Annotated in this window: 17 protein-coding genes, 1 tRNA gene, 3 rRNA genes and 1 other annotated feature; of the genes, 12 read left to right on the forward strand and 9 right to left on the reverse strand. The window is 53.2% G+C overall.

Annotated elements, in window-relative coordinates:
• The 3 genes from dgcN to MOQ06_RS04625 all read right to left on the reverse strand — a co-directional run bounded on the left by dgcN (window position 1) and on the right by MOQ06_RS04625 (window position 2,275).
• Window positions 1-1,221, reverse strand: a complete 1,221-nt coding sequence (gene dgcN, locus MOQ06_RS04615; RefSeq protein ID WP_242171469.1) for a diguanylate cyclase DgcN — start codon at window positions 1,219-1,221, stop codon at window positions 1-3.
• On the reverse strand, window positions 1,214-1,750 hold the full coding sequence (locus tag MOQ06_RS04620) for a YfiR family protein (protein ID WP_242171472.1): 537 nt from the start codon (window positions 1,748-1,750) through the stop codon (window positions 1,214-1,216). Before MOQ06_RS04620 ends, dgcN begins: the two co-directional genes overlap by 8 nt.
• Window positions 1,751-1,903: 153 nt before the next feature.
• Window positions 1,904-2,275, reverse strand: a complete 372-nt coding sequence (locus MOQ06_RS04625) for a DUF2799 domain-containing protein (protein ID WP_242171474.1) — start codon at window positions 2,273-2,275, stop codon at window positions 1,904-1,906.
• A gap of 212 nt (window positions 2,276-2,487) precedes the next feature.
• Between MOQ06_RS04625 and aroF the strand changes: the two genes are divergently transcribed.
• From aroF to MOQ06_RS04640, 3 genes are read left to right on the forward strand one after another with little or no spacing between them, the layout of a single operon-like run.
• Window positions 2,488-3,558: a 3-deoxy-7-phosphoheptulonate synthase AroF gene (gene aroF / locus MOQ06_RS04630; protein ID WP_006811632.1), complete on the forward strand. Its 1,071-nt coding sequence runs from the start codon at window positions 2,488-2,490 to the stop codon at window positions 3,556-3,558.
• Between the two features lie 10 nt (window positions 3,559-3,568).
• Window positions 3,569-4,690 (forward strand): bifunctional chorismate mutase/prephenate dehydrogenase, encoded by a 1,122-nt coding sequence (gene tyrA, locus MOQ06_RS04635; RefSeq protein ID WP_120159269.1) that lies wholly within the window; start codon window positions 3,569-3,571, stop codon window positions 4,688-4,690.
• A 60-nt stretch (window positions 4,691-4,750) separates the two neighbouring features.
• Window positions 4,751-5,623, forward strand: a complete 873-nt coding sequence (locus tag MOQ06_RS04640; protein WP_242171483.1) for an SMP-30/gluconolactonase/LRE family protein — start codon at window positions 4,751-4,753, stop codon at window positions 5,621-5,623.
• Here the strand turns inward: MOQ06_RS04640 and pheA are convergent.
• The 4 genes from pheA to bamD form a co-directional block, all read right to left on the reverse strand.
• Window positions 5,620-6,780, reverse strand: coding sequence for a bifunctional chorismate mutase/prephenate dehydratase (pheA, locus tag MOQ06_RS04645; protein WP_176609713.1), 1,161 nt, complete (start codon window positions 6,778-6,780; stop codon window positions 5,620-5,622). The genes MOQ06_RS04640 and pheA overlap by 4 nt on opposite strands.
• A 28-nt stretch (window positions 6,781-6,808) precedes the next feature.
• Window positions 6,809-6,934 (reverse strand) — a sequence feature (Phe leader region).
• On the reverse strand, window positions 6,886-6,933 hold the full coding sequence (gene pheL, locus MOQ06_RS04650) for a pheA operon leader peptide PheL (RefSeq protein ID WP_100229775.1): 48 nt from the start codon (window positions 6,931-6,933) through the stop codon (window positions 6,886-6,888). It overlaps the preceding feature by 48 nt.
• 103 nt (window positions 6,935-7,037) lie before the next feature.
• Window positions 7,038-7,379: a ribosome-associated translation inhibitor RaiA gene (gene raiA / locus MOQ06_RS04655; protein WP_006811628.1), complete on the reverse strand. Its 342-nt coding sequence runs from the start codon at window positions 7,377-7,379 to the stop codon at window positions 7,038-7,040.
• A gap of 268 nt (window positions 7,380-7,647) precedes the next feature.
• On the reverse strand, window positions 7,648-8,385 hold the full coding sequence (gene bamD, locus MOQ06_RS04660) for an outer membrane protein assembly factor BamD (RefSeq protein ID WP_148421513.1): 738 nt from the start codon (window positions 8,383-8,385) through the stop codon (window positions 7,648-7,650).
• Between the two features lie 131 nt (window positions 8,386-8,516).
• On the opposite strand from bamD, the gene rluD reads away from it, so the two are divergent.
• The 9 genes from rluD (at window position 8,517) to MOQ06_RS04705 (ending at window position 20,488) form a co-directional block, all read left to right on the forward strand.
• Window positions 8,517-9,497: a 23S rRNA pseudouridine(1911/1915/1917) synthase RluD gene (gene rluD, locus MOQ06_RS04665; RefSeq protein WP_148421515.1), complete on the forward strand. Its 981-nt coding sequence runs from the start codon at window positions 8,517-8,519 to the stop codon at window positions 9,495-9,497.
• Window positions 9,494-10,225 carry a purine nucleoside phosphorylase YfiH gene (gene yfiH, locus MOQ06_RS04670; RefSeq protein WP_148421517.1) on the forward strand — a complete coding sequence of 244 codons (732 nt, stop codon included), beginning with the start codon at window positions 9,494-9,496 and terminating at the stop codon, window positions 10,223-10,225. Before rluD ends, yfiH begins: the two co-directional genes overlap by 4 nt.
• Before the next feature lie 129 nt (window positions 10,226-10,354).
• Window positions 10,355-12,928, forward strand: coding sequence for an ATP-dependent chaperone ClpB (gene clpB / locus MOQ06_RS04675; RefSeq protein ID WP_193356633.1), 2,574 nt, complete (start codon window positions 10,355-10,357; stop codon window positions 12,926-12,928).
• Between the two features lie 427 nt (window positions 12,929-13,355).
• A 16S ribosomal RNA gene (locus tag MOQ06_RS04680) occupies window positions 13,356-14,897 on the forward strand.
• A gap of 85 nt (window positions 14,898-14,982) precedes the next feature.
• Window positions 14,983-15,058: transfer RNA gene (locus MOQ06_RS04685), tRNA-Glu, on the forward strand.
• Window positions 15,059-15,240: 182 nt separating this feature from the next.
• A 23S ribosomal RNA gene (locus MOQ06_RS04690) occupies window positions 15,241-18,146 on the forward strand.
• 187 nt (window positions 18,147-18,333) lie between these two features.
• Window positions 18,334-18,449 (forward strand): 5S ribosomal RNA (gene rrf, locus MOQ06_RS04695).
• The 16S, 23S and 5S rRNA genes sit together here with 1 tRNA gene alongside, the layout of an rRNA operon.
• Window positions 18,450-18,577: 128 nt before the next feature.
• Window positions 18,578-19,030: a DUF4385 domain-containing protein gene (locus tag MOQ06_RS04700; RefSeq protein WP_193355514.1), complete on the forward strand. Its 453-nt coding sequence runs from the start codon at window positions 18,578-18,580 to the stop codon at window positions 19,028-19,030.
• 150 nt (window positions 19,031-19,180) lie between these two features.
• A complete protein-coding gene (locus MOQ06_RS04705; RefSeq protein ID WP_148420613.1) occupies window positions 19,181-20,488 on the forward strand; it encodes an MFS transporter in 1,308 nt (435 codons plus the stop codon).
• On the opposite strand, the gene MOQ06_RS04710 is transcribed toward MOQ06_RS04705, so the two are convergent.
• Window positions 20,485-20,808, reverse strand: a complete 324-nt coding sequence (locus MOQ06_RS04710; RefSeq protein WP_148420614.1) for a YfiM family lipoprotein — start codon at window positions 20,806-20,808, stop codon at window positions 20,485-20,487. The two genes, MOQ06_RS04705 and MOQ06_RS04710, sit on opposite strands and share 4 nt — an antisense overlap.
• A 44-nt stretch (window positions 20,809-20,852) precedes the next feature.
• Window positions 20,853-22,208, reverse strand: a complete 1,356-nt coding sequence (gene pssA, locus MOQ06_RS04715; RefSeq protein ID WP_148420615.1) for a CDP-diacylglycerol--serine O-phosphatidyltransferase — start codon at window positions 22,206-22,208, stop codon at window positions 20,853-20,855.
• Between the last annotated feature and the right edge of the window lie 83 nt (window positions 22,209-22,291).

A 22,291-nucleotide genomic window follows, 5' to 3' on the forward strand; every position in this document is an offset into this window, starting at 1 on the left:
TCAGGATATTGTTTTCGAACGCTGGTTTTTAACCATGTACATATTGCGGTCGGCTTGCTCCAGTAATGCCTCGACGGAGGCATTTTCCCACGCCAGAGCAAAGCCAATGCTGAGTGACATCGATGCCGTGTGTCCGTTATGCAGATCGAACGGACGAATGAATTGCCGCGACAGCGCAGCACAAATGCTCTGGACCTCACGCTCTGAATGGACGCCGTACAGGATCATGGCAAACTCGTCGCCGCCAAGACGGTAAGACTGATGACGTTTTTCGCCAAACTCGACCATCCTTTTAGCGGCTTCGATTAGCACGCAGTCACCCGCGGCATGGCCCCAGGTATCGTTGATAAACTTGAAATTATCGCCGTCCAGAAAGAGCAGGGCAGAATTGGTTTTTGCAGAGGCGTCGTTCATTAATGCCGCAATATTGTTGCGAAACGCGGCGCGGTTTGCGAGCCCGGTGAGCGGGTCGTGCATGGCGGTACGCAACAGCTGAGCGTTTTTCGCCTGTAGCTTAAGCTGCCACTCCTCCATTTCATCCAGCAGGCTGTTGAAGTCTTCACCAAACTGGTGGAACTCTTCTATGCGGCCTTCCGTTACGCGGCGGGAGAAGTTGCGGTTGGTGCGTACGTCATGAACAACCTCTGTAATGTTTTGCATTTCAGTGACCATACCGTGATGCAGCGAACGGGTGATGGTCAATGCGACGGCAGAGGCAAACAGAATGCAGCCGGTGAGGACCGCAAATGACAGCCAGATAAAGTGGCCGATCAGGCTGTCTCGTGCGGTCAGGCGAATTTCGCCAATCTTAATGCCGTTGTGCATGATGGGCTGTGCGATCGGAACAGGGAACAGCCAGCGGCTGACCAGCGTACCCAGCGTGTCGGTATTATTCGCCGGGTTCCATGCCCACCAGGCAAACCGTTTCTGATGCGCATTAAGCACTTCCGCCACGGAAAATTGCCCCTGTTTACCGAGGGCGGCCAGCGTTTCATTTGCCGCCACGGCATCATTGAAAACCAGAGAGGCTTCAAGGCTGTGGCTCATGGTGGCACCGGTTAATTCAAGGTTTTTTTGCGCGTATTGCTTTAATGTCACCACGGAAGCGAAACACAGCAGCAACCATATAAACGTCATTGTTATAATGACGCTTATCATGCTGATTCGCCGCAACGTTCTTTTAAACGTTGGACGCGGTATTGATGTGACATCCTTATTCATGCTTCTTATTCCGTGCGAGCATTAATACATCCGGATTGACTCTGACACCACTGCGCGTTAGGGCATCTAGATTGACGGAAAACCTGACCTGGTTGTGCTCTATAATCAGACAAAATGCGCTACCAATAACGCATTCAGGATTTTGCTCTGACATTAAGAGTAACGCCCGGCCCTGGTATTCGCTTATTAATTCCAGCTGCTTAGCTGGGGATTCAGTCCCGAAATAAAGGGCATCACACGTTGCGGTGAGTGCTTCCCGGTCGCTGTGCACAATGACAGGGACATAGGGCAACGGGTTTTGCTCATCTTCACTGCTGAGCGCATGGGTATAGTGAGAAGAGGCATAGATGCAGAGTTTAGGCTGGCCGGACAGCGCGGGCCATCGGGTATAGCTCACAATACCTGAAACAATCGAACGTACCGATTTATCCGTTTCCGTAAACGTGCCAGCGGCAACAGGGCCCACCATAAGGAGCAGCATTAGCGCCAGCGTTAGTCGGAGCAAAGCGATCAAGAATGCATTTCTCATCAGAGTCCGCCAAACTGCTCCGGAAATAGATGTCCTTAAGAGTTGCAGGCAGAATACCATTTTTTGTCAAAGTCGTCATTATGTCAGAAATATCCCCGGGTTGACCTAAGCTAAATCTCACGCGTGCTTATATTCCGGAGAATTGAGATAGGCTCAATTAAGCCTGGTGGAACTCATGCTTTTATCCATTCCCGTTTGCCATGAATCGTGCAGCCTGGCAGCATTCTCCGTGTTGGCACAGCTGGCAGGGAATGATTTTCCCGCTAATCCCCAGGCGTGAATAAAGCCTTCTTCACATATTTTTTTCCGTCCGTCGGCGTAGCCTCGGAGATATTCAGCCCGATCCACCTGCGGGTCGTTAAAACTATCGGCCAGCGTCTGGTTATCTTTAACCGGAACGCCGTTCATGGCGTCTTCTTTACCTGCGCTGAACCAGTCCGGGCTGGTCCAGTGGGGCTGGAATGTATAAGGATCGATCTGACAACCCGATAAAATCAGCAGCAGCACAAGAGCAAATGGACGCATAGCGTGTCTCCTTTTTTTGAGCATAGCCTGGCTTAACTCTCCAGGGGTGTAATTTTATATTTACGATTGTGCGCACTGTTTTTCGCAATTATTTGCTTTGTGTAAATTAAAGTGTACGTATTTTGGATTGAAATCTTTACTTGTTATGGTATCGTTGTTCCACCTCATTGAGGACATCCACTATCGCAAACGAGTTTTACAGGATCGCAATCATGCAAAAAGACGCGCTGAACAACGTACATATCACTGACGAACAGGTTTTAATTACTCCGGATCAGCTGAAGGCAGAATTCCCGCTGAGCGTTGCGCAGGAGGCGCAGATTGAGCACTCGCGCCAGACCATCTCTGACATCATCGCGGGTCGCGATCCGCGCCTGCTGGTGGTATGCGGCCCTTGCTCGATTCACGATCCTGAAACCGCCATTGAGTACGCACGTCGATTTAAAGCATTAGCGGAGGAGGTCAGCGATAGCCTCTATCTGGTGATGCGCGTCTATTTTGAAAAGCCACGCACCACGGTTGGCTGGAAAGGGCTGATTAACGATCCGCACATGGATGGCTCGTTTGACGTGGAGGCAGGGCTAAAGATTGCGCGTCGCCTGCTGGTGGAGCTGGTGAGCATGGGGCTGCCGCTGGCAACCGAAGCGCTGGATCCGAACAGCCCGCAGTACCTCGGCGACCTGTTCAGCTGGTCTGCGATTGGTGCACGTACAACCGAATCACAAACCCACCGCGAGATGGCCTCTGGCCTGTCTATGCCGGTTGGTTTTAAAAACGGCACCGACGGTAGCCTCGCTACGGCGATTAACGCCATGCGTGCGGCCGCCATGCCGCACCGTTTTGTCGGTATTAACCAGGCGGGCCAGGTTTGCCTGCTGCAAACCCAGGGTAACCCGGACGGACATGTGATCCTGCGCGGCGGTAAAGCGCCAAACTACAGCCCGGCGGATGTTGCGCAGTGTGAAAAAGAGATGGAACAGGCGGGACTGCGCCCGGCGCTGATGGTAGATTGCAGTCATGGCAATTCGAATAAAGATTACCGTCGCCAGCCTGCGGTTGCAGAATCTGTGATTGCACAGATTAAAGATGGCAACCGTTCAATTATCGGTTTGATGATTGAGAGTAACATTCATGAAGGTAATCAGTCATCGGAACAGCCGCGCAGCGCGATGAAGCCCGGCGTCTCCGTAACGGATGCCTGCATCAGCTGGGAAACCACCGATGCGCTGCTGCGTGAGATCCACAAAGATTTGAACGGCCAGCTGGCGACGCGTCTGGCTTAAGAGGGTAGTTATGGTTGCTGAATTGACCGCATTACGCGATCAAATAGATGAAGTGGATAAGGCGCTGCTGGATCTACTGGCACGCCGCATGGCGCTGGTGGCTGAGGTCGGCGAGGTTAAAAGCAAATACGGCCTGCCGATTTACGTCCCGGAGCGCGAGGCCTCGATGCTCGCCTCCCGCCGCAAAGAGGCGCAGGCGCTGGGCGTTTCTCCGGATTTGATTGAGGATGTCCTGCGTCGCGTCATGCGCGAGTCCTATTCCAGCGAAAACGATAAGGGCTTCAAAACCCTTTGTCCTTCGCTGCGCCCGGTGGTTATCGTCGGCGGCGGCGGTCAGATGGGCCGTCTGTTTGAAAAAATGCTGACGCTTTCTGGCTACCAGGTACGCATTCTGGAAAAAGAGGACTGGGAGCATGCCCCGGAACTCATGAAAGATGCCGGAATGGTTATCGTCAGCGTGCCGATCCACGTCACGGAGCAGATCATCGGGAAGCTTCCTCCTTTACCGGATGATTGCATTCTGGTGGATCTGGCCTCCGTTAAAAATGGTCCGCTGCAGGCAATGCTGGCTGCGCATACCGGCCCGGTGCTTGGGTTACACCCGATGTTTGGCCCGGACAGCGGCAGCCTGGCGAAGCAGGTGGTGGTTTACTGTGACGGACGGCAGCCGGAAGCCTATCAGTGGTTCCTGGAACAAATTCAGGTCTGGGGCGCTCGCTTGCACCGCATTAGCGCAGTAGAGCACGACCAGAACATGGCCTTCATTCAGGCGCTGCGCCACTTTGCGACCTTTGCCTATGGGCTGCATCTGGCGGAAGAAAATGTTCAGCTTGAACAACTGCTGGCACTTTCCTCGCCAATCTACCGCCTGGAGCTGGCGATGGTCGGGCGTCTGTTTGCGCAGGATCCGCAGCTTTATGCCGACATTATCATGTCGTCTGAAAATAATCTGGCGCTGATCAAACGCTACTATCAGCGCTTTGGCGAAGCCATCACCTTGCTGGAGCACGGCGACAAGCAGGCCTTTATCGACAGCTTCCGTAAGGTGGAGCACTGGTTCGGCGATTACGCCACGCGTTTCCAGAGTGAAAGCCGCACGCTGTTGCGCCAGGCAAATGACAGTCGCCAGTAATCCGATGATGTATATACTGAAAGCCAGCAATGCTGGCTTTTTTCATTTTGGGGAACTGTCATGGCTGAACCGCAGCTGCTGTTGAACTACACCGGGCATCTGCCCGAATGCCCGACGTGGAGCGCAGAAGAGAAGGCGCTTTACTGGGCGGATATTCTGGAAGGGGAGATCCATCGCTATCATCTGCCTACCGCAGAGCATACGGTGCTCTCATTTCATGAAGAAGTGGGGTGTTTTGCCCTGCGTGAGCGCGGCGGCTTTATCGTCGCGATGCGTAACGCTATCTGGCTGGCCGATAAACACGGCCTGCTCCAGCGTAAGGTATGTGATAACCCGTCCAACCCGCAGCTTGCGCGGTTTAACGATGGCGGAACCGATCGGCAGGGGCGCTTTTACGCGGGCACGTTCTGGGGACCGGGAGATTATAACGGCGCCATACTGATGCGTATCGACAACGATCTGACGCCGAAGGTGATCCAGTGCGACATTCACGGGCATAACGGCTTAGCGTTTAGCCCGGACGAGCAGTGGATGTTTACCTCAGACACGCCAAACGGTGTCATCTACCGTACGCCGCTGGATGAGTCTGGCGAACCCGGTAAGCGCGAAGCGTTTCGCCGGTTTAGCGAGGGGGAGGGGATACCCGACGGTGCGGCAATGGATGAGGAAGGATGCTACTGGAGCGCGCTGTTTGACGGCTGGCGGATAGCGCGATTTTCACCGCAGGGAGAACAGCTGGAAGAGTACCGGCTGCCGGTACGCTGTCCGACGATGGTCTGCTTTGGCGGGGACGATATGAAAACGCTGTTTATCACCACCACGCGGGAAAATATGGAGGCGGAGGAGCTGGCGAAATATCCCCTTTCCGGCGCCATCTTCACCCTGCCGGTTAATGTGGCAGGGATGAAGAAAAGCCGCTTTATCGAACGTTAAGCCGGGTCAACCGGGACCACGTTTTCGCTCGGATAGCAGCCCAGCACTTTCATCGAACGGGTGATCTCGCCCAGTTCGCGCAGGGCTTTCTGCATGGATGCAGATTCCAGATTTGCCTGCACGTCGAGATAAAACATCTCTTCCCACGGATTGCCATGAATAGGGCGCGATTCCAGCTTCGTCATGATCAGGTTGTGGTTGCGCAGTACCAGCAGCGCTTCTACCAGCGCCCCTGCCTGCTGGCCGGTCGCCATCAGCAGGGTAGTTTTAGCCGGAACCTGATCTGACACGTTGATGGCCTTGCGGGCCAGAACAATGAAACGCGTAATGTTCTGAGTCTGGTTTGCCAGATTACGCTCCAGCACCTGCAGGCCATACAGCGCGCCGCCCGCTTCGCTACCGAGTGCAGCGACGGCAGGAGAGTTTGCCTGCGCTACTTTTTCCATCGCCGCCGAGGTACTTTCGGTGTACTCAATTTTCCAGTTCGGATAGCGGTTCAGGAACTGGCTGCACTGCTGGAACGGCTGCGGATGGCTGTAAACCGTTTCGATCTGATGCAAATCGGTTGAGCCGGAAACCAGCACGCAGTGGTCGATAGGAATAGTCAACTCGCCTACCAGCGACAGGCTGGTATGCTGAAGCAGATCGTAAACATCGTTGATGGCGCCGGAACTGGTGTTCTCAATGGGCACCACGGCGTAATCGGCCTGGCCGGTTTCGACCTGGTTGAAAATATCAGCAAATTTCGCGCAGCCGCTCTCAATAAACTCCTCGAAATGGCGGGCCGCGTACTGGCGCGCCGCCAGGTGCGAATAGGAGCCTTTCGGGCCGAGAAAGGCAATACGAGCAGAGTGCGGGTTGGTTTTGTTCAGATGCTGCTGGAGCAGGGCCTGCTGAGTCAGAACGGAATCTTCGATGATGAGCTGGAACAGGCGAGTAATGTAGTGAGCATCCAGATGATGTGCTTTACCGAGCTGAATCAACCGTTCCAGTAAATCGCGCTCGCGATCGATATCGCGCACCGGCCGATGGGAGTCCAGCTTGGCTTTACCCACTTCAATGGCCAGTGAACGGCGTTCAGCCAGCAGAGCCAGTAATTTTTCGTCAAGCGCGCTGATTTTTACGCGTAAATCCAGTAGCGGGTTTTCCGGTGTCATAGTGTTGCCTGTCTCTTTTATCGTTATCAAAAAAAAGGCCTCCCGGTGGGGGAGGCCTTGTTGTTCGTCTTCGCATTCTTTATCACACGACGAAACGCCTCCCGGTCAGGGGAAGGTAAAAAAGAATGCGAAGAAAAACGGCGTCTGTTTCATGGGGTCATCCTGAAATTGATATCGTTAAAGTACCTGTACTGTTTTAATCCTGTCAATAAAAAACGCGCCCGGAGGCGCGTTGTCGGTACACTCAATTTAAAGGATTACTCTTCTTCAACTTCTTCCGCGAAGCTGGCGTCTTTCACCGATGTTGTGGCGCGACGGGCTTCACCTTTGTGTTGCACTTTATTGAGCTGCCGTTCCAGCTTGTTGATCAAATCGTTAATTGCGGTGTACATATCCTCGTGTTTTGCGCTGGCGACCAGATGGCCGTTTGGAGTATTGATAGTTGCATCAGCGACGAAACCCTGTGGCTCCTTGGACAGGATGATATGTGGATTAATCAAATGTGTTTGCCATTTATCCAGTTTGGCGAGACGGTCTGCGACGTGCTGGCGGATTGCCGGAGTAATTTCCATTTGTTTACTGGTAATGTTCATTGTCATAAATTTTACCTCTTGTCTTTCCGTCTTGGTGATTCCAGCATACCCGACCTAATGTCAAAATGTGTGATTTAGATCACGTTATTTTGTCGGTTTTTGTCAGGGAATCTTTTTTGTGAGGCAGGGCAGGAAGAGGCGAGATTTACCTTGTCGAACCCAGAATTTACGGTCATAGTTGACAGGATGTGTTGAGGCTAAACCGCTTCAGCTGAGGTCTGGAATGTATACAAAAACGGCAGCCATCGGGCTGCCGTTTTGCTTTGAAGCGAGATCAGGTGTTGCTGCTGTTCGCGGCGATGATTTTCGCGACTTTGTCAGCCTGAGCGGTCATCTGCATTTCACGATAGGCGTTTTCCATCAGCTTCAGGCCATCACGCGTTGCCTGCGTATCCGGATAATCACGCAGCATGCCTTCCACACGGTTAACCACGGCAACCCATGCGCCACGGCGGGTGTAGTATTCCGCTACGGAGTATTCATATTTCGCCAGGCGATTTTTCAGGAACACCAGACGCTTGGTGGCATCGGTAATGTACTGGCTGTTCGGATAGCTACGGACCAGCTTTGAGAAGTCATTGAAAGCATCACGCGCGTGCTGCGGGTCACGGTCAGAACGATCCACCCCGAAGAAGCCCTGCAGTGCGCTGTCATCCAGCGCCATGTTGGTCAGGCCGCGCATGTACATCACATAATCGATGTTAGGATGGGTAGGGTTCAGACGCATGAAACGATCGATAGTAGCCTGAGCCAAAGGCAGATCGGCATTTTTGTAGTAGGCATAGATAAGATCTAACTGTACCTGCTGCGAATACGGACCAAACGGATAGCGATTATCCAACGCTTCCAGTTGCGTTATCGCCTGTTTCCAGTTACCGTCCTGCAACTTTTGTTGTGCAGTCGCATAGATTTCATTCGGCGGATTGTCAGGGACCTGTTCATTCGAACCGGAGCAGCCCACCAAAGCCAGGCTCAACGTGGCCGCTGCCACCAGATATTTCATGCGCGTCATGACGTTTTGACTTTCCTCAAATGTTTGTCCGGGAGAAACTCAGTTCCTGCTCCCGATTAAGACCAGCTACAATAGCACACTATATTAAACGGCAAAGCCGTAAAACCCAACGTTAAACGAAGAAGCAGTTTATGGCACAACGAGTAGAACTCACCGCAACAGTCTCCGAAAATCAGCTCGGTCAACGCTTAGATCAGGCTTTGGCCGAATTGTTCCCTGATTATTCGCGTTCACGCATAAAAGAATGGATCCTTGACCAGCGTGTGCTGGTAAACGGCAAGATCTGGGACAAACCAAAAGAGAAAGTGTTTGGTGGGGAAGCTGTCGCCATCAATGCTGAAATCGAAGAGGAAGTCCGCTTCGAGCCGCAGGATATCCCCCTGAACATCGTCTATGAAGATGACGACATTCTGGTCATCAACAAGCCGCGTGACTTTGTTGTTCACCCTGGAGCGGGTAATCCTGATGGTACGGTACTGAACGCACTCCTCCATTATTATCCGCCAATTGCGGACGTACCGCGCGCCGGTATCGTTCACCGTCTGGATAAAGACACCACCGGCCTGATGGTGGTGGCGAAAACGGTCCCGGCTCAGACTCGCCTGGTAGAATCCTTGCAGCTGCGCGAAATTACCCGCGAGTATGAAGCGGTAGCGATTGGTCATATGACCGCTGGCGGCACGGTTGAAGAGCCAATCAGCCGTCACCCTACCAAACGTACTCATATGTCCGTGCATCCGATGGGTAAACCTGCCGTCACGCATTACCGCATCATGGAGCATTTCCGCATTCATACGCGCCTGCGTCTGCGTCTGGAAACCGGACGTACTCACCAGATCCGCGTGCACATGGCGCACATTACCCATCCGCTGGTGGGGGACCCGGTGTACGGCGGTCGTCCCCGTCCGCCAAAGGGGGCGTCGGATGAATTTATCTCCGTGCTGCGCAAATTCGATCGCCAGGCCCTGCATGCAACCATGCTGCGTCTTTACCACCCAATTACCGGTATTCAGATGGAATGGCATGCGCCGATCCCGCAGGATATGGTGGAACTTATCGACGCGATGCGCGCGGATTTCGAAGAACATAAGGATCACGTGGACTGGTTATGACCAAGCTGATTGTCCCGGAGTGGCCGCTGCCTGAGGGTGTGGCTGCCTGTAGTTCAACCCGCATCGGTGGCGTGAGCCAGGGCGCATGGGCGTCTCTAAACCTTGGCGCACACTGTGGCGATAACCCGGAGCACGTTGAAGAGAACCGTAAGCGCCTCTTTGCTGCCGGAAATCTGCCTTCAAAACCGGTCTGGCTTGAGCAGGTGCATGGTAAAGCGGTACTGACGCTGTCCGGGGAACCGTATGCGTCTAAACGTGCCGATGCCTCATACAGTAATATTCCGGGAACGGTTTGCGCGGTAATGACCGCCGATTGCCTGCCCGTGTTGTTTTGCAACCAGGCGGGCACGGAAGTGGCTGCGGCGCACGCCGGCTGGCGTGGCCTGTGCGAAGGCGTGCTGGAGGAGACCGTCGCCTGCTTCCAGGACAATCCCGCTAACATCATTGCCTGGCTTGGCCCGGCGATTGGACCTCGCGCGTTTGAGGTGGGGCCAGAGGTGCGCGAAGCCTTTATGGAAAAAGATGCTCAGGCGGCTAATGCGTTTGTGGCTTCCGGCGATAAATATCTGGCCGATATTTATCAGCTTGCCCGCCAACGGTTAAATAATGTCGGCGTAACGCAGATCTTTGGCGGCGATCGCTGTACCTTCACCGAAAACGATGATTTCTTCTCCTATCGCCGCGACAAGACCACGGGTCGTATGGCAAGTTTCATTTGGCTGATATAACCTATAGAATCAAGACGATCCGGCACGCGCTGTTTTCTTTTCACATAATTCAGGTCATTAACCTTGAATAATTGAGGGATGACCTCATTTAATCTCCAGTAGCAAATTTGACCTGTTATGGGAGGAGTTATGCGTCTGGATCGTCTTACTAATAAATTCCAGCTTGCTCTCGCCGATGCCCAGTCCCTCGCACTGGGGCACGACAACCAATTTATCGAACCTCTTCATTTAATGAGCGCCTTGCTGAATCAGGAAGGGGGATCGGTACGTCCTTTATTAACGTCCGCTGGCATTAATGCCGGCCAGTTACGCACCGCCATCGATCAGGCGCTGAGTCGTTTACCGCAGGTGGAAGGTACCGGCGGCGACGTGCAGCCGTCACAGGATCTGGTGCGCGTGCTGAACCTTTGCGACAAGCTGGCGCAAAAGCGTGGGGACAATTTTATTTCGTCAGAGCTGTTTGTTCTGGCGGCGCTTGAATCACGCGGTACCTTGACCGACCTGCTGAAATCTGCCGGCGCTACCACCGCCAACGTGACTCAGGCGATTGAGAAAATGCGTGGAGGTGAAAGCGTGAACGATCAGGGAGCCGAAGACCAACGTCAGGCTTTGAAGAAATTTACGGTCGATCTGACCGAACGTGCCGAGCAGGGCAAGCTTGACCCGGTGATCGGCCGTGACGAAGAAATTCGCCGTACTATTCAGGTATTGCAGCGTCGTACCAAAAATAACCCGGTGCTGATTGGTGAGCCCGGCGTTGGTAAAACCGCCATCGTTGAAGGGCTGGCGCAGCGTATCGTTAATGGTGAAGTGCCGGAAGGGCTGAAGGGCCGCCGCGTGCTGGCACTGGATATGGGCGCGCTGGTGGCCGGGGCGAAGTATCGCGGCGAGTTCGAAGAGCGTCTGAAAGGCGTGCTGAACGATCTGGCAAAACAGGAAGGTAACGTCATCCTGTTTATCGACGAACTGCATACCATGGTCGGGGCAGGTAAAGCTGACGGCGCAATGGATGCCGGGAACATGCTGAAACCTGCGCTGGCGCGTGGTGAACTTCACTGCGTTGGTGCCACCACGCTGGACGAGTATCGTCAGTACATTGAAAAAGATGCCGCGCTGGAGCGTCGTTTCCAGAAGGTGTTTGTTGCTGAGCCAAGCGTTGAAGATACCATCGCGATCCTGCGTGGTCTGAAAGAGCGTTATGAACTGCACCATCATGTGCAGATCACTGACCCGGCCATCGTTGCGGCGGCGACGCTTTCGCATCGTTATATCGCTGACCGCCAGCTGCCGGATAAAGCAATCGACCTTATTGATGAAGCCGCGTCCAGCATCCGTATGCAGATTGACTCGAAACCGGAAGAGCTGGACCGACTCGATCGCCGCATTATTCAGCTCAAGCTGGAACAGCAGGCGCTGAACAAAGAGTCTGATGAAGCGAGTAAGAAACGCCTGGATATGCTCAACGAAGAGCTGGAAGAGAAAGAGCGCCAGTATTCTGAGTTAGAAGAAGAGTGGAAAGCCGAGAAAGCGTCGCTTTCTGGCACCCAGACGATCAAGGCGGAGCTGGAACAGGCGAAAATTGCCATTGAGCAGGCGCGCCGCGTAGGTGATTTGGCGCGGATGTCCGAGTTGCAGTACGGCAAAATTCCTGAACTGGAAAAACAGCTTGAGATTGCCACGCAGTCGGAAGGCAAAACCATGCGTCTGCTGCGTAATAAAGTGACGGATGCTGAGATTGCCGAAGTGCTGGCGCGCTGGACCGGTATCCCCGTTGCCCGCATGATGGAAAGCGAACGTGAGAAACTGCTGCGCATGGAGCAGGATCTGCACCAGCGCGTGATTGGTCAGAACGAGGCCGTTGAGGCGGTTTCCAACGCCATTCGTCGTAGTCGCGCGGGGCTGTCCGATCCAAACCGCCCAATCGGTTCGTTCCTGTTCCTGGGGCCAACCGGTGTCGGTAAAACCGAGCTGTGTAAAGCGCTGGCTAACTTTATGTTCGACAGCGATGACGCGATGGTGCGTATCGATATGTCCGAGTTTATGGAAAAACACTCCGTCTCGCGTCTGGTTGGTGCACCTCCAGGATATGTCGGCTATGAAGAGGGCGGTTACCTGACGGAAGCGGTGCGTCGTCGTCCTTATTCCGTCATCCTGCTGGATGAGGTGGAGAAGGCGCATCCTGACGTGTTCAACATCCTGTTGCAGGTACTGGATGATGGCCGTCTGACGGATGGGCAAGGCAGAACGGTTGACTTCCGTAATACGGTGGTGATCATGACTTCGAACCTGGGTTCCGATTTGATTCAGGAACGCTTCGGCGAGCTGGATTACAGCCATATGAAGGATCTGGTACTGGGGGTAGTCAGCCAAAACTTCCGTCCGGAGTTCATCAACCGTATTGATGAAGTCGTGGTGTTCCATCCGCTGGGTGAGAAACACATTGCGTCGATTGCACAGATCCAGCTGCAGCGTCTGTATAAACGTCTTGAAGAGCGTGGTTATGAAATCCACATCTCCGATGATGCGCTGAAGCTGCTGAGCGCGAATGGTTACGATCCTGTTTATGGCGCGCGTCCATTAAAACGTGCAATCCAGCAGCAGATCGAAAACCCGCTGGCGCAGCAAATCCTTTCCGGGGAGCTGGTTCCGGGCAAAGTTATCCGACTGGAAGCCAACGACGATCGAATTGTGGCAGTGCAGTAAGTCACAAAACGCAAAAACGAGCCGCTTGCGGCTCGTTTTTGTTTAAAAACCAGGCGAGAATTGAGGTCTGGGATGCGATTTGCCTGGAAAGTGAGCAGTCAGTAAATAATTTTCATTTTATCCTTGCAGCTTCGGAATTACTCCCTATAATGCGCCTCCACTGACACGGAACAACGGCACGCAAGCCGCCGGGTCAGCAGAGAAAAGCGAAATAATCGCTTGACTCTGAAGCGGGAAAGCGTAATATGCACACCCCGCGCCGCAGCGAAAAACGAAGCGGCACTGCTCTTTAACAATTTATCAGACAATCTGTGTGGGCACTCAAAGTGACATGGATTCTTAACGTCGCAAGACGAAAAATGAATACCAAGTCTCTGAGTGAACATACGTAATTCATTACGAAGTTTAATTCACGAGCATCAAACTTAAATTGAAGAGTTTGATCATGGCTCAGATTGAACGCTGGCGGCAGGCCTAACACATGCAAGTCGAACGGTAACAGGAAGCAGCTTGCTGCTTCGCTGACGAGTGGCGGACGGGTGAGTAATGTCTGGGAAACTGCCTGATGGAGGGGGATAACTACTGGAAACGGTAGCTAATACCGCATAACGTCGCAAGACCAAAGAGGGGGACCTTCGGGCCTCTTGCCATCGGATGTGCCCAGATGGGATTAGCTAGTAGGTGGGGTAACGGCTCACCTAGGCGACGATCCCTAGCTGGTCTGAGAGGATGACCAGCCACACTGGAACTGAGACACGGTCCAGACTCCTACGGGAGGCAGCAGTGGGGAATATTGCACAATGGGCGCAAGCCTGATGCAGCCATGCCGCGTGTGTGAAGAAGGCCTTCGGGTTGTAAAGCACTTTCAGCGGGGAGGAAGGCGGTAAGGTTAATAACCTTACCGATTGACGTTACCCGCAGAAGAAGCACCGGCTAACTCCGTGCCAGCAGCCGCGGTAATACGGAGGGTGCAAGCGTTAATCGGAATTACTGGGCGTAAAGCGCACGCAGGCGGTCTGTCAAGTCGGATGTGAAATCCCCGGGCTCAACCTGGGAACTGCATTCGAAACTGGCAGGCTAGAGTCTTGTAGAGGGGGGTAGAATTCCAGGTGTAGCGGTGAAATGCGTAGAGATCTGGAGGAATACCGGTGGCGAAGGCGGCCCCCTGGACAAAGACTGACGCTCAGGTGCGAAAGCGTGGGGAGCAAACAGGATTAGATACCCTGGTAGTCCACGCCGTAAACGATGTCGACTTGGAGGTTGTGCCCTTGAGGCGTGGCTTCCGGAGCTAACGCGTTAAGTCGACCGCCTGGGGAGTACGGCCGCAAGGTTAAAACTCAAATGAATTGACGGGGGCCCGCACAAGCGGTGGAGCATGTGGTTTAATTCGATGCAACGCGAAGAACCTTACCTACTCTTGACATCCAGAGAACTTTCCAGAGATGGATTGGTGCCTTCGGGAACTCTGAGACAGGTGCTGCATGGCTGTCGTCAGCTCGTGTTGTGAAATGTTGGGTTAAGTCCCGCAACGAGCGCAACCCTTATCCTTTGTTGCCAGCGGTCCGGCCGGGAACTCAAAGGAGACTGCCAGTGATAAACTGGAGGAAGGTGGGGATGACGTCAAGTCATCATGGCCCTTACGAGTAGGGCTACACACGTGCTACAATGGCGCATACAAAGAGAAGCGACCTCGCGAGAGCAAGCGGACCTCATAAAGTGCGTCGTAGTCCGGATTGGAGTCTGCAACTCGACTCCATGAAGTCGGAATCGCTAGTAATCGTAGATCAGAATGCTACGGTGAATACGTTCCCGGGCCTTGTACACACCGCCCGTCACACCATGGGAGTGGGTTGCAAAAGAAGTAGGTAGCTTAACCTTCGGGAGGGCGCTTACCACTTTGTGATTCATGACTGGGGTGAAGTCGTAACAAGGTAACCGTAGGGGAACCTGCGGTTGGATCACCTCCTTACCTTAAAGAACCTGCCTTTGTAGTGCTCACACAGATTGTCTGATGAAAAGTAAACAGCAAGGCGTCTTGCGATTGAGACTTCAGTGTCCCCTTCGTCTAGAGGCCCAGGACACCGCCCTTTCACGGCGGTAACAGGGGTTCGAATCCCCTAGGGGACGCCACTTGCTGGTTCGTGAGTGAAAGTCACCTGCCGTCATATCTCAAAACTGACTTGCGAGTCACGTTTGAGATATTTGCTCTTTAAAAATCTGGATCAAGCTGAAAATTGAAACGACACACAGCTCATGTGTGTTCGAGTCTCTCAAATTTTCGCAATCAGAAGTGAAACATCTTCGGGTTGTGAGGTTAAGCGACTAAGCGTACACGGTGGATGCCCTGGCAGTCAGAGGCGATGAAGGACGTGCTAATCTGCGAAAAGCGCCGGCGAGGTGATATGAACCCTTGACCCGGCGATGTCCGAATGGGGAAACCCAGTGCAATTCGTTGCACTATCGTTAGCTGAATACATAGGCTAACGAGGCGAACCGGGGGAACTGAAACATCTAAGTACCCCGAGGAAAAGAAATCAACCGAGATTCCCCCAGTAGCGGCGAGCGAACGGGGAGCAGCCCGGAGTCTGAATCAGCTTGTGTGTTAGTGGAACGGTCTGGAAAGTCCGACGGTACAGGGTGATAGTCCCGTACACGAAAGCACACATGCTGTGAACTCGAAGAGTAGGGCGGGACACGTGGTATCCTGTCTGAATATGGGGGGACCATCCTCCAAGGCTAAATACTCCTGACTGACCGATAGTGAACCAGTACCGTGAGGGAAAGGCGAAAAGAACCCCGGCGAGGGGAGTGAAAAAGAACCTGAAACCGTGTACGTACAAGCAGTGGGAGCCTCTTTATGGGGTGACTGCGTACCTTTTGTATAATGGGTCAGCGACTTATATTCTGTAGCAAGGTTAACCGTATAGGGGAGCCGAAGGGAAACCGAGTCTTAACTGGGCGTTAAGTTGCAGGGTATAGACCCGAAACCCGGTGATCTAGCCATGGGCAGGTTGAAGGTTGGGTAACACTAACTGGAGGACCGAACCGACTAATGTTGAAAAATTAGCGGATGACCTGTGGCTGGGGGTGAAAGGCCAATCAAACCGGGAGATAGCTGGTTCTCCCCGAAAGCTATTTAGGTAGCGCCTCGTGAACTCATCTTCGGGGGTAGAGCACTGTTTCGGCTAGGGGGCCATCCCGGCTTACCAACCCGATGCAAACTACGAATACCGAAGAATGTTATCACGGGAGACACACGGCGGGTGCTAACGTCCGTCGTGAAGAGGGAAACAACCCAGACCGCCAGCTAAGGTCCCAAAGTCATGGTTAAGTGGGAAACGATGTGGGAAGGCACAGACAGCCAGGATGTTGGCTTAGAAGCAGCCATCATTTAAAGAAAGCGTAATAGCTCACTGGTCGAGTCGGCCTGCGCGGAAGATGTAACGGGGCTAAACCATGCACCGAAGCTGCGGCAGCGACGCTTAGGCGTTGTTGGGTAGGGGAGCGTTCTGTAAGCCGTTGAAGGTGTCCTGTGAGGGGTGCTGGAGGTATCAGAAGTGCGAATGCTGACATAAGTAACGATAAAGCGGGTGAAAAGCCCGCTCGCCGGAAGACCAAGGGTTCCTGTCCAACGTTAATCGGGGCAGGGTGAGTCGACCCCTAAGGCGAGGCCGAAAGGCGTAGTCGATGGGAAACAGGTTAATATTCCTGTACTTGGTGTTACTGCGAAGGGGGGACGGAGAAGGCTATGTTAGCCGGGCGACGGTTGTCCCGGTTTAAGCATGTAGGCGGAGGTTCCAGGTAAATCCGGTACCTTTTTAACGCTGAGGTGTGATGACGAGGCACTACGGTGCTGAAGTAACAAATGCCCTGCTTCCAGGAAAAGCCTCTAAGCATCAGGTAACACGAAATCGTACCCCAAACCGACACAGGTGGTCAGGTAGAGAATACCAAGGCGCTTGAGAGAACTCGGGTGAAGGAACTAGGCAAAATGGTGCCGTAACTTCGGGAGAAGGCACGCTGATATGTAGGTGAAGCCCCTGCGGGTGGAGCTGAAATCAGTCGAAGATACCAGCTGGCTGCAACTGTTTATTAAAAACACAGCACTGTGCAAACACGAAAGTGGACGTATACGGTGTGACGCCTGCCCGGTGCCGGAAGGTTAATTGATGGGGTTAGCGGCAACGCGAAGCTCTTGATCGAAGCCCCGGTAAACGGCGGCCGTAACTATAACGGTCCTAAGGTAGCGAAATTCCTTGTCGGGTAAGTTCCGACCTGCACGAATGGCGTAATGATGGCCAGGCTGTCTCCACCCGAGACTCAGTGAAATTGAACTCGCTGTGAAGATGCAGTGTACCCGCGGCAAGACGGAAAGACCCCGTGAACCTTTACTATAGCTTGACACTGAACACTGGTCCTTGATGTGTAGGATAGGTGGGAGGCTTTGAAGCGTGGACGCCAGTCTGCGTGGAGCCAACCTTGAAATACCACCCTTTAATGGCTGGTGTTCTAACGTAGACCCGTAATCCGGGTTGCGGACAGTGTCTGGTGGGTAGTTTGACTGGGGCGGTCTCCTCCCAAAGAGTAACGGAGGAGCACGAAGGTTGGCTAATCCTGGTCGGACATCAGGAGGTTAGTGCAATGGCATAAGCCAGCTTGACTGCGAGCGTGACGGCGCGAGCAGGTGCGAAAGCAGGTCATAGTGATCCGGTGGTTCTGAATGGAAGGGCCATCGCTCAACGGATAAAAGGTACTCCGGGGATAACAGGCTGATACCGCCCAAGAGTTCATATCGACGGCGGTGTTTGGCACCTCGATGTCGGCTCATCACATCCTGGGGCTGAAGTAGGTCCCAAGGGTATGGCTGTTCGCCATTTAAAGTGGTACGCGAGCTGGGTTTAGAACGTCGTGAGACAGTTCGGTCCCTATCTGCCGTGGGCGCTGGAGAATTGAGGGGGGCTGCTCCTAGTACGAGAGGACCGGAGTGGACGCATCACTGGTGTTCGGGTTGTCATGCCAATGGCACTGCCCGGTAGCTAAATGCGGAAGAGATAAGTGCTGAAAGCATCTAAGCACGAAACTTGCCCCGAGATGAGTTCTCCCTGAGACTTTAAGTCTCCTGAAGGAACGTTAAAGACTATGACGTTGATAGGTCGGGTGTGTAAGCGCAGCGATGCGTTGAGCTAACCGATACTAATGAACCGTGAGGCTTAACCTTACAACGCCGAAGATGTTTTGGCGAAGAGACAGAATTTTCAGCTTTGATTCAGAGTCCGAAGGATTTTGCGCTGAGACAAGGCGGCAAGCGAAGGAAAGGAAGGAGCATACTGAGGTATGTGACTGACTTTACGAGAGCAGCCAACGCAGTATCAGCCCAAAAGACACAGGACAGAGCACAGAATTTGCCTGGCGGCTTTAGCGCGGTGGTCCCACCTGACCCCATGCCGAACTCAGAAGTGAAACGCCGTAGCGCCGATGGTAGTGTGGGGTCTCCCCATGTGAGAGTAGGGAACTGCCAGGCATCAATCAAGAAGAACCCCGTACCGTAAGGTGCGGGGTTTTTTGCTTTGTGCACGAGAAAGTGCCGGGTGGCGGCACAGCCTGACCGTGCCTACAATTGTTAAAACGATTCTTAACAATGGTGCCGCTTTGACACGTCCCTTTGATTACCAACAAGATTTTGCCACCATTAATTTTCGCGAGCATCCCGAACTGTATCAGGTAGGTCGGGGTGAACAGGGCGTATTGATGGTCGAACCTTATAAAAGCGAAATCCTTCCGCACTGGCGCTACAAAAATGCTGAAGTCGCAGCGCGCTCGGCAAAAGCGATATATGCCCTGTTTGAAGAATACCGTCAGCAAAATGATTTTGTGGGTATGGATATGGCACGCAAGTTCATTCAAATGGGCTACACGCGCGCCCGGCGATATGCAAATCATAAAGGCGGTAAAAAGTATGATGAGAAACGCCAGGTCAAACCCCTCGACCACGATCCTGTAAAAGCTGAAGCCGCTGCGGTATTCAAAACCTGGTGGGATAAGATTCGGGCGGATGAAGATTATTTGCAGCGAAAGAAGGCGCACCAGCAGGCGTGGGGCTAATTACTACGTTCGCTAATAATTCGATACCTGATCGACTTCACAAAACGCAATGAAACATATTCGAAACATTTTATTTACCTAACGATTCGTTTTAAATCCGGTTTTACTGTTTGTGGGCAATGGCCCGCAATGTGATACAGGGGATTTAAAATGACAGAAACCGTAGCCAGTGCAGATACGGATAATACAAATTTAGCAGACAAGGATACTCGCCGTCGGGTTTGGGCAATCGTTGGGGCCTCATCGGGGAACCTGGTAGAATGGTTTGATTTTTACGTCTATTCATTCTGCTCGCTCTACTTCGCGCATATCTTTTTCCCGTCCGGGAATACCACTACTCAGCTTCTGCAAACCGCTGGCGTTTTTGCTGCCGGGTTCCTGATGCGTCCTATTGGTGGATGGCTGTTCGGCAGGATCGCGGACAGAAAAGGGCGCAAGACCTCCATGCTTATCTCTGTCTGTATGATGTGCGTCGGCTCGCTGGTAATTGCCTGCTTGCCAGGGTATGACGTTATCGGAACATGGGCACCCGCGCTGCTGCTATTGGCCCGTCTGTTCCAGGGACTTTCAGTCGGTGGAGAATACGGCACCAGTGCGACATACATGAGTGAAGTGGCCGTAGAAGGACGAAAAGGTTTCTATGCGTCCTTCCAGTATGTGACCCTCATTGGCGGGCAGCTGCTGGCGTTACTGGTTGTGGTGATCCTCCAACAGATCCTTAGCGATGAAGATTTACGCGCCTGGGGCTGGCGTATCCCGTTTGCCATGGGGGCTGCCCTGGCGGTCGTGGCGCTATGGTTACGCCGTCAGCTTGATGAAACCTCTCAACAGGAGGTCAGGGCGCTGAAAGAAGCCGGTTCGATGAAAGGCCTCTGGCGAAACCGCAAAGCATTTTTGATGGTATTAGGCTTTACCGCCGCAGGCTCGTTGAGCTTCTATACCTTCACCACCTACATGCAAAAATATCTCGTTAACACGACGGGCATGCATGCCAACGTTGCGAGCGTCATCATGACGGTGGCGTTACTTGTCTTTATGCTGATCCAGCCGATTGTGGGTGCGCTGTCGGACAAAATAGGTCGCCGCACGTCAATGCTCATCTTTGGCGGCTTGCTTACCCTTGGCACCGTTCCGCTTCTGACTGCCCTCCAGCATACCACCTCTCCGTATGTCGCTTTTGCGCTGATCATGGTGGCACTGATTATTATCAGTTTTTACACGGCAATTAGCGGTATTTTGAAAGCAGAGATGTTTCCGGCACAGGTGAGGGCGCTAGGCGTTGGGCTCTCTTACGCAGTCGCTAACGCCCTGTTCGGCGGATCGGCTGAGTACGTCGCGCTTTCGCTTAAGTCATGGGGCAGTGAAACAACCTTCTTCTGGTATGTCACCATCATGGGGGCGCTGGCATTCATTGTCTCGCTGATGCTGCATCGCAAAGGAAAAGGTATTCGCCTTTAATAATGCGCCATCTGCCAGACGGCGTAGCCGGTTGTTGCACCGGCTACGTCCCAGGCGAAATCTTTCCAGCTCCAGCCGCTTCCCGAGGGTCGGCTGTCCCATAGTTCTTTCGATGCCCCCAGGCTTACAGAGAACATCAGGCCAATTGCGGCACTTCGATCCCGGCTATATCCCTGATGCTGCGCATACTCATTGCCCGCTGCGGACAACATTGCAGAGGCCAGAAAGTGTTGAGCTTTATCCTGACCTGACCAGTTATCATTGGCCATATGGCTACAGCCGGTCAGGCAAAGGGGAATTAACAGGAGAGGGATACGCATAACAGGCTCCATAAAAAAGCCCCGTCGTTGACAGGGCCCGTATATTACAGAATGCGGCTGATGAGGCGATCGATACGGATCCGGCGCAGACGGCGTATCAGCTTACGGACCTTAACCGGATAGTCAGCGATGCTTTGCAGATCGCGATAGTGACGAACAACGGTCGTATGGGTGCGTATAAGCTCCAGCTCACGATCGCGTTTCGCGGCCAGCGCATGCTGAGGATCGTGAATAAGAATGGCATTTTCCAGATCCAGACGCCAGGCGCGCGGGTTCAGGTTATTACCGGTCAGTAGCATCCACTCATCATCAACCCACATCCCCTTGAGGTGGTAGCTATTGTCTTCGTCTTTCCAGAGACGTACAACCAGCTGGTCGGTGTTCACATAGTACTGCAAACGGCTCAGGAAACGACGCAGGTTGATCTCATAAAGATAGGGTAGTGCGCCGATGATCTTGAAAGGCTGATCTTCCGGAATGAAGAAGTCATTTGCCGTTTTATCCCCGACGATGATTTCTACCTTTTTACCATCACGCAGCAGCTGAATGATATTACGCACCAGAACGGCGGGAAGGTTGAAGTACGGCGTGCAGATAGTGAGCTTGTGCTCCGCGCACGGCATCAAATGGAAGATAGTCTTGTTCAGCAGGCTGGATTTTCCTAACCCTACCAGCGGCGTAACGGACAGCTCTTCGTTATTGGCATCACCCTGGAAGCGATACACCGCGTCGCGCAGCTCCTGACGGAAGGAACGAACCTCATTTTTGATTTCCGGGCTTTTAGGGCGATGAGGATCGTCAAGGCGGTTAACACCGCGTCCATGCACCAGGTTTTTATCAACCCAGTTAAACATGATGTCAGCCATCTGCGGATTGCGGATCAGATGGTAGCGATCGTAACGGTATTTATCGAGCTGATGGAGGTAAACATCATTCAGGCTGGCGCCGCTGTAGAGGACGCTGTCATCAATGATAAATCCTTTGAAATGGAGTACGCCAAGCGCTTCACGGGTATTCACCGGCACGCCATACACCGGGATATCAATACCCGGGTTTTCCTGGGCCGTGCGGCAATACCAGTCAGCGTTTGTGTTTGAAGCAGCCGCGCCAATACGGCCACGCTGCGCACGGTGCCAGTCAACCAGCACGCGAACGTCCAGTTCAGGACGCTGACGTTTCGCTTCATAGAGCGCGTTCAGGATCGCGCGCCCACCTTCATCCTGTTCAAGATAGAGCGCCACAATGCAGATGCGTCGCGTCGCGCTGGCAATCTTTTCCAGAAGCGTCTCCCGGAAGCGAGCGGGAGCATAAAAGAACTCTACATCATCAACTGACTGAGAAATCTTCGGTAGTTGAGCAAGGTGTTGTTGATGTTTGTTACGCTTAAATTTTGACAACATCACAGTGCGTTTCTTCTCTGTTCATTGAAGGGTTGTCTGTACCAGGCAAACAACATAAGCGGACAATGATACCCCAGTGCCGT

Origin of the sequence: Enterobacter sp. I4, from assembly GCF_022669095.1 — a bacterium.
Taxonomy (GTDB): Bacteria; Pseudomonadota; Gammaproteobacteria; order Enterobacterales; family Enterobacteriaceae; genus Enterobacter; species Enterobacter pasteurii.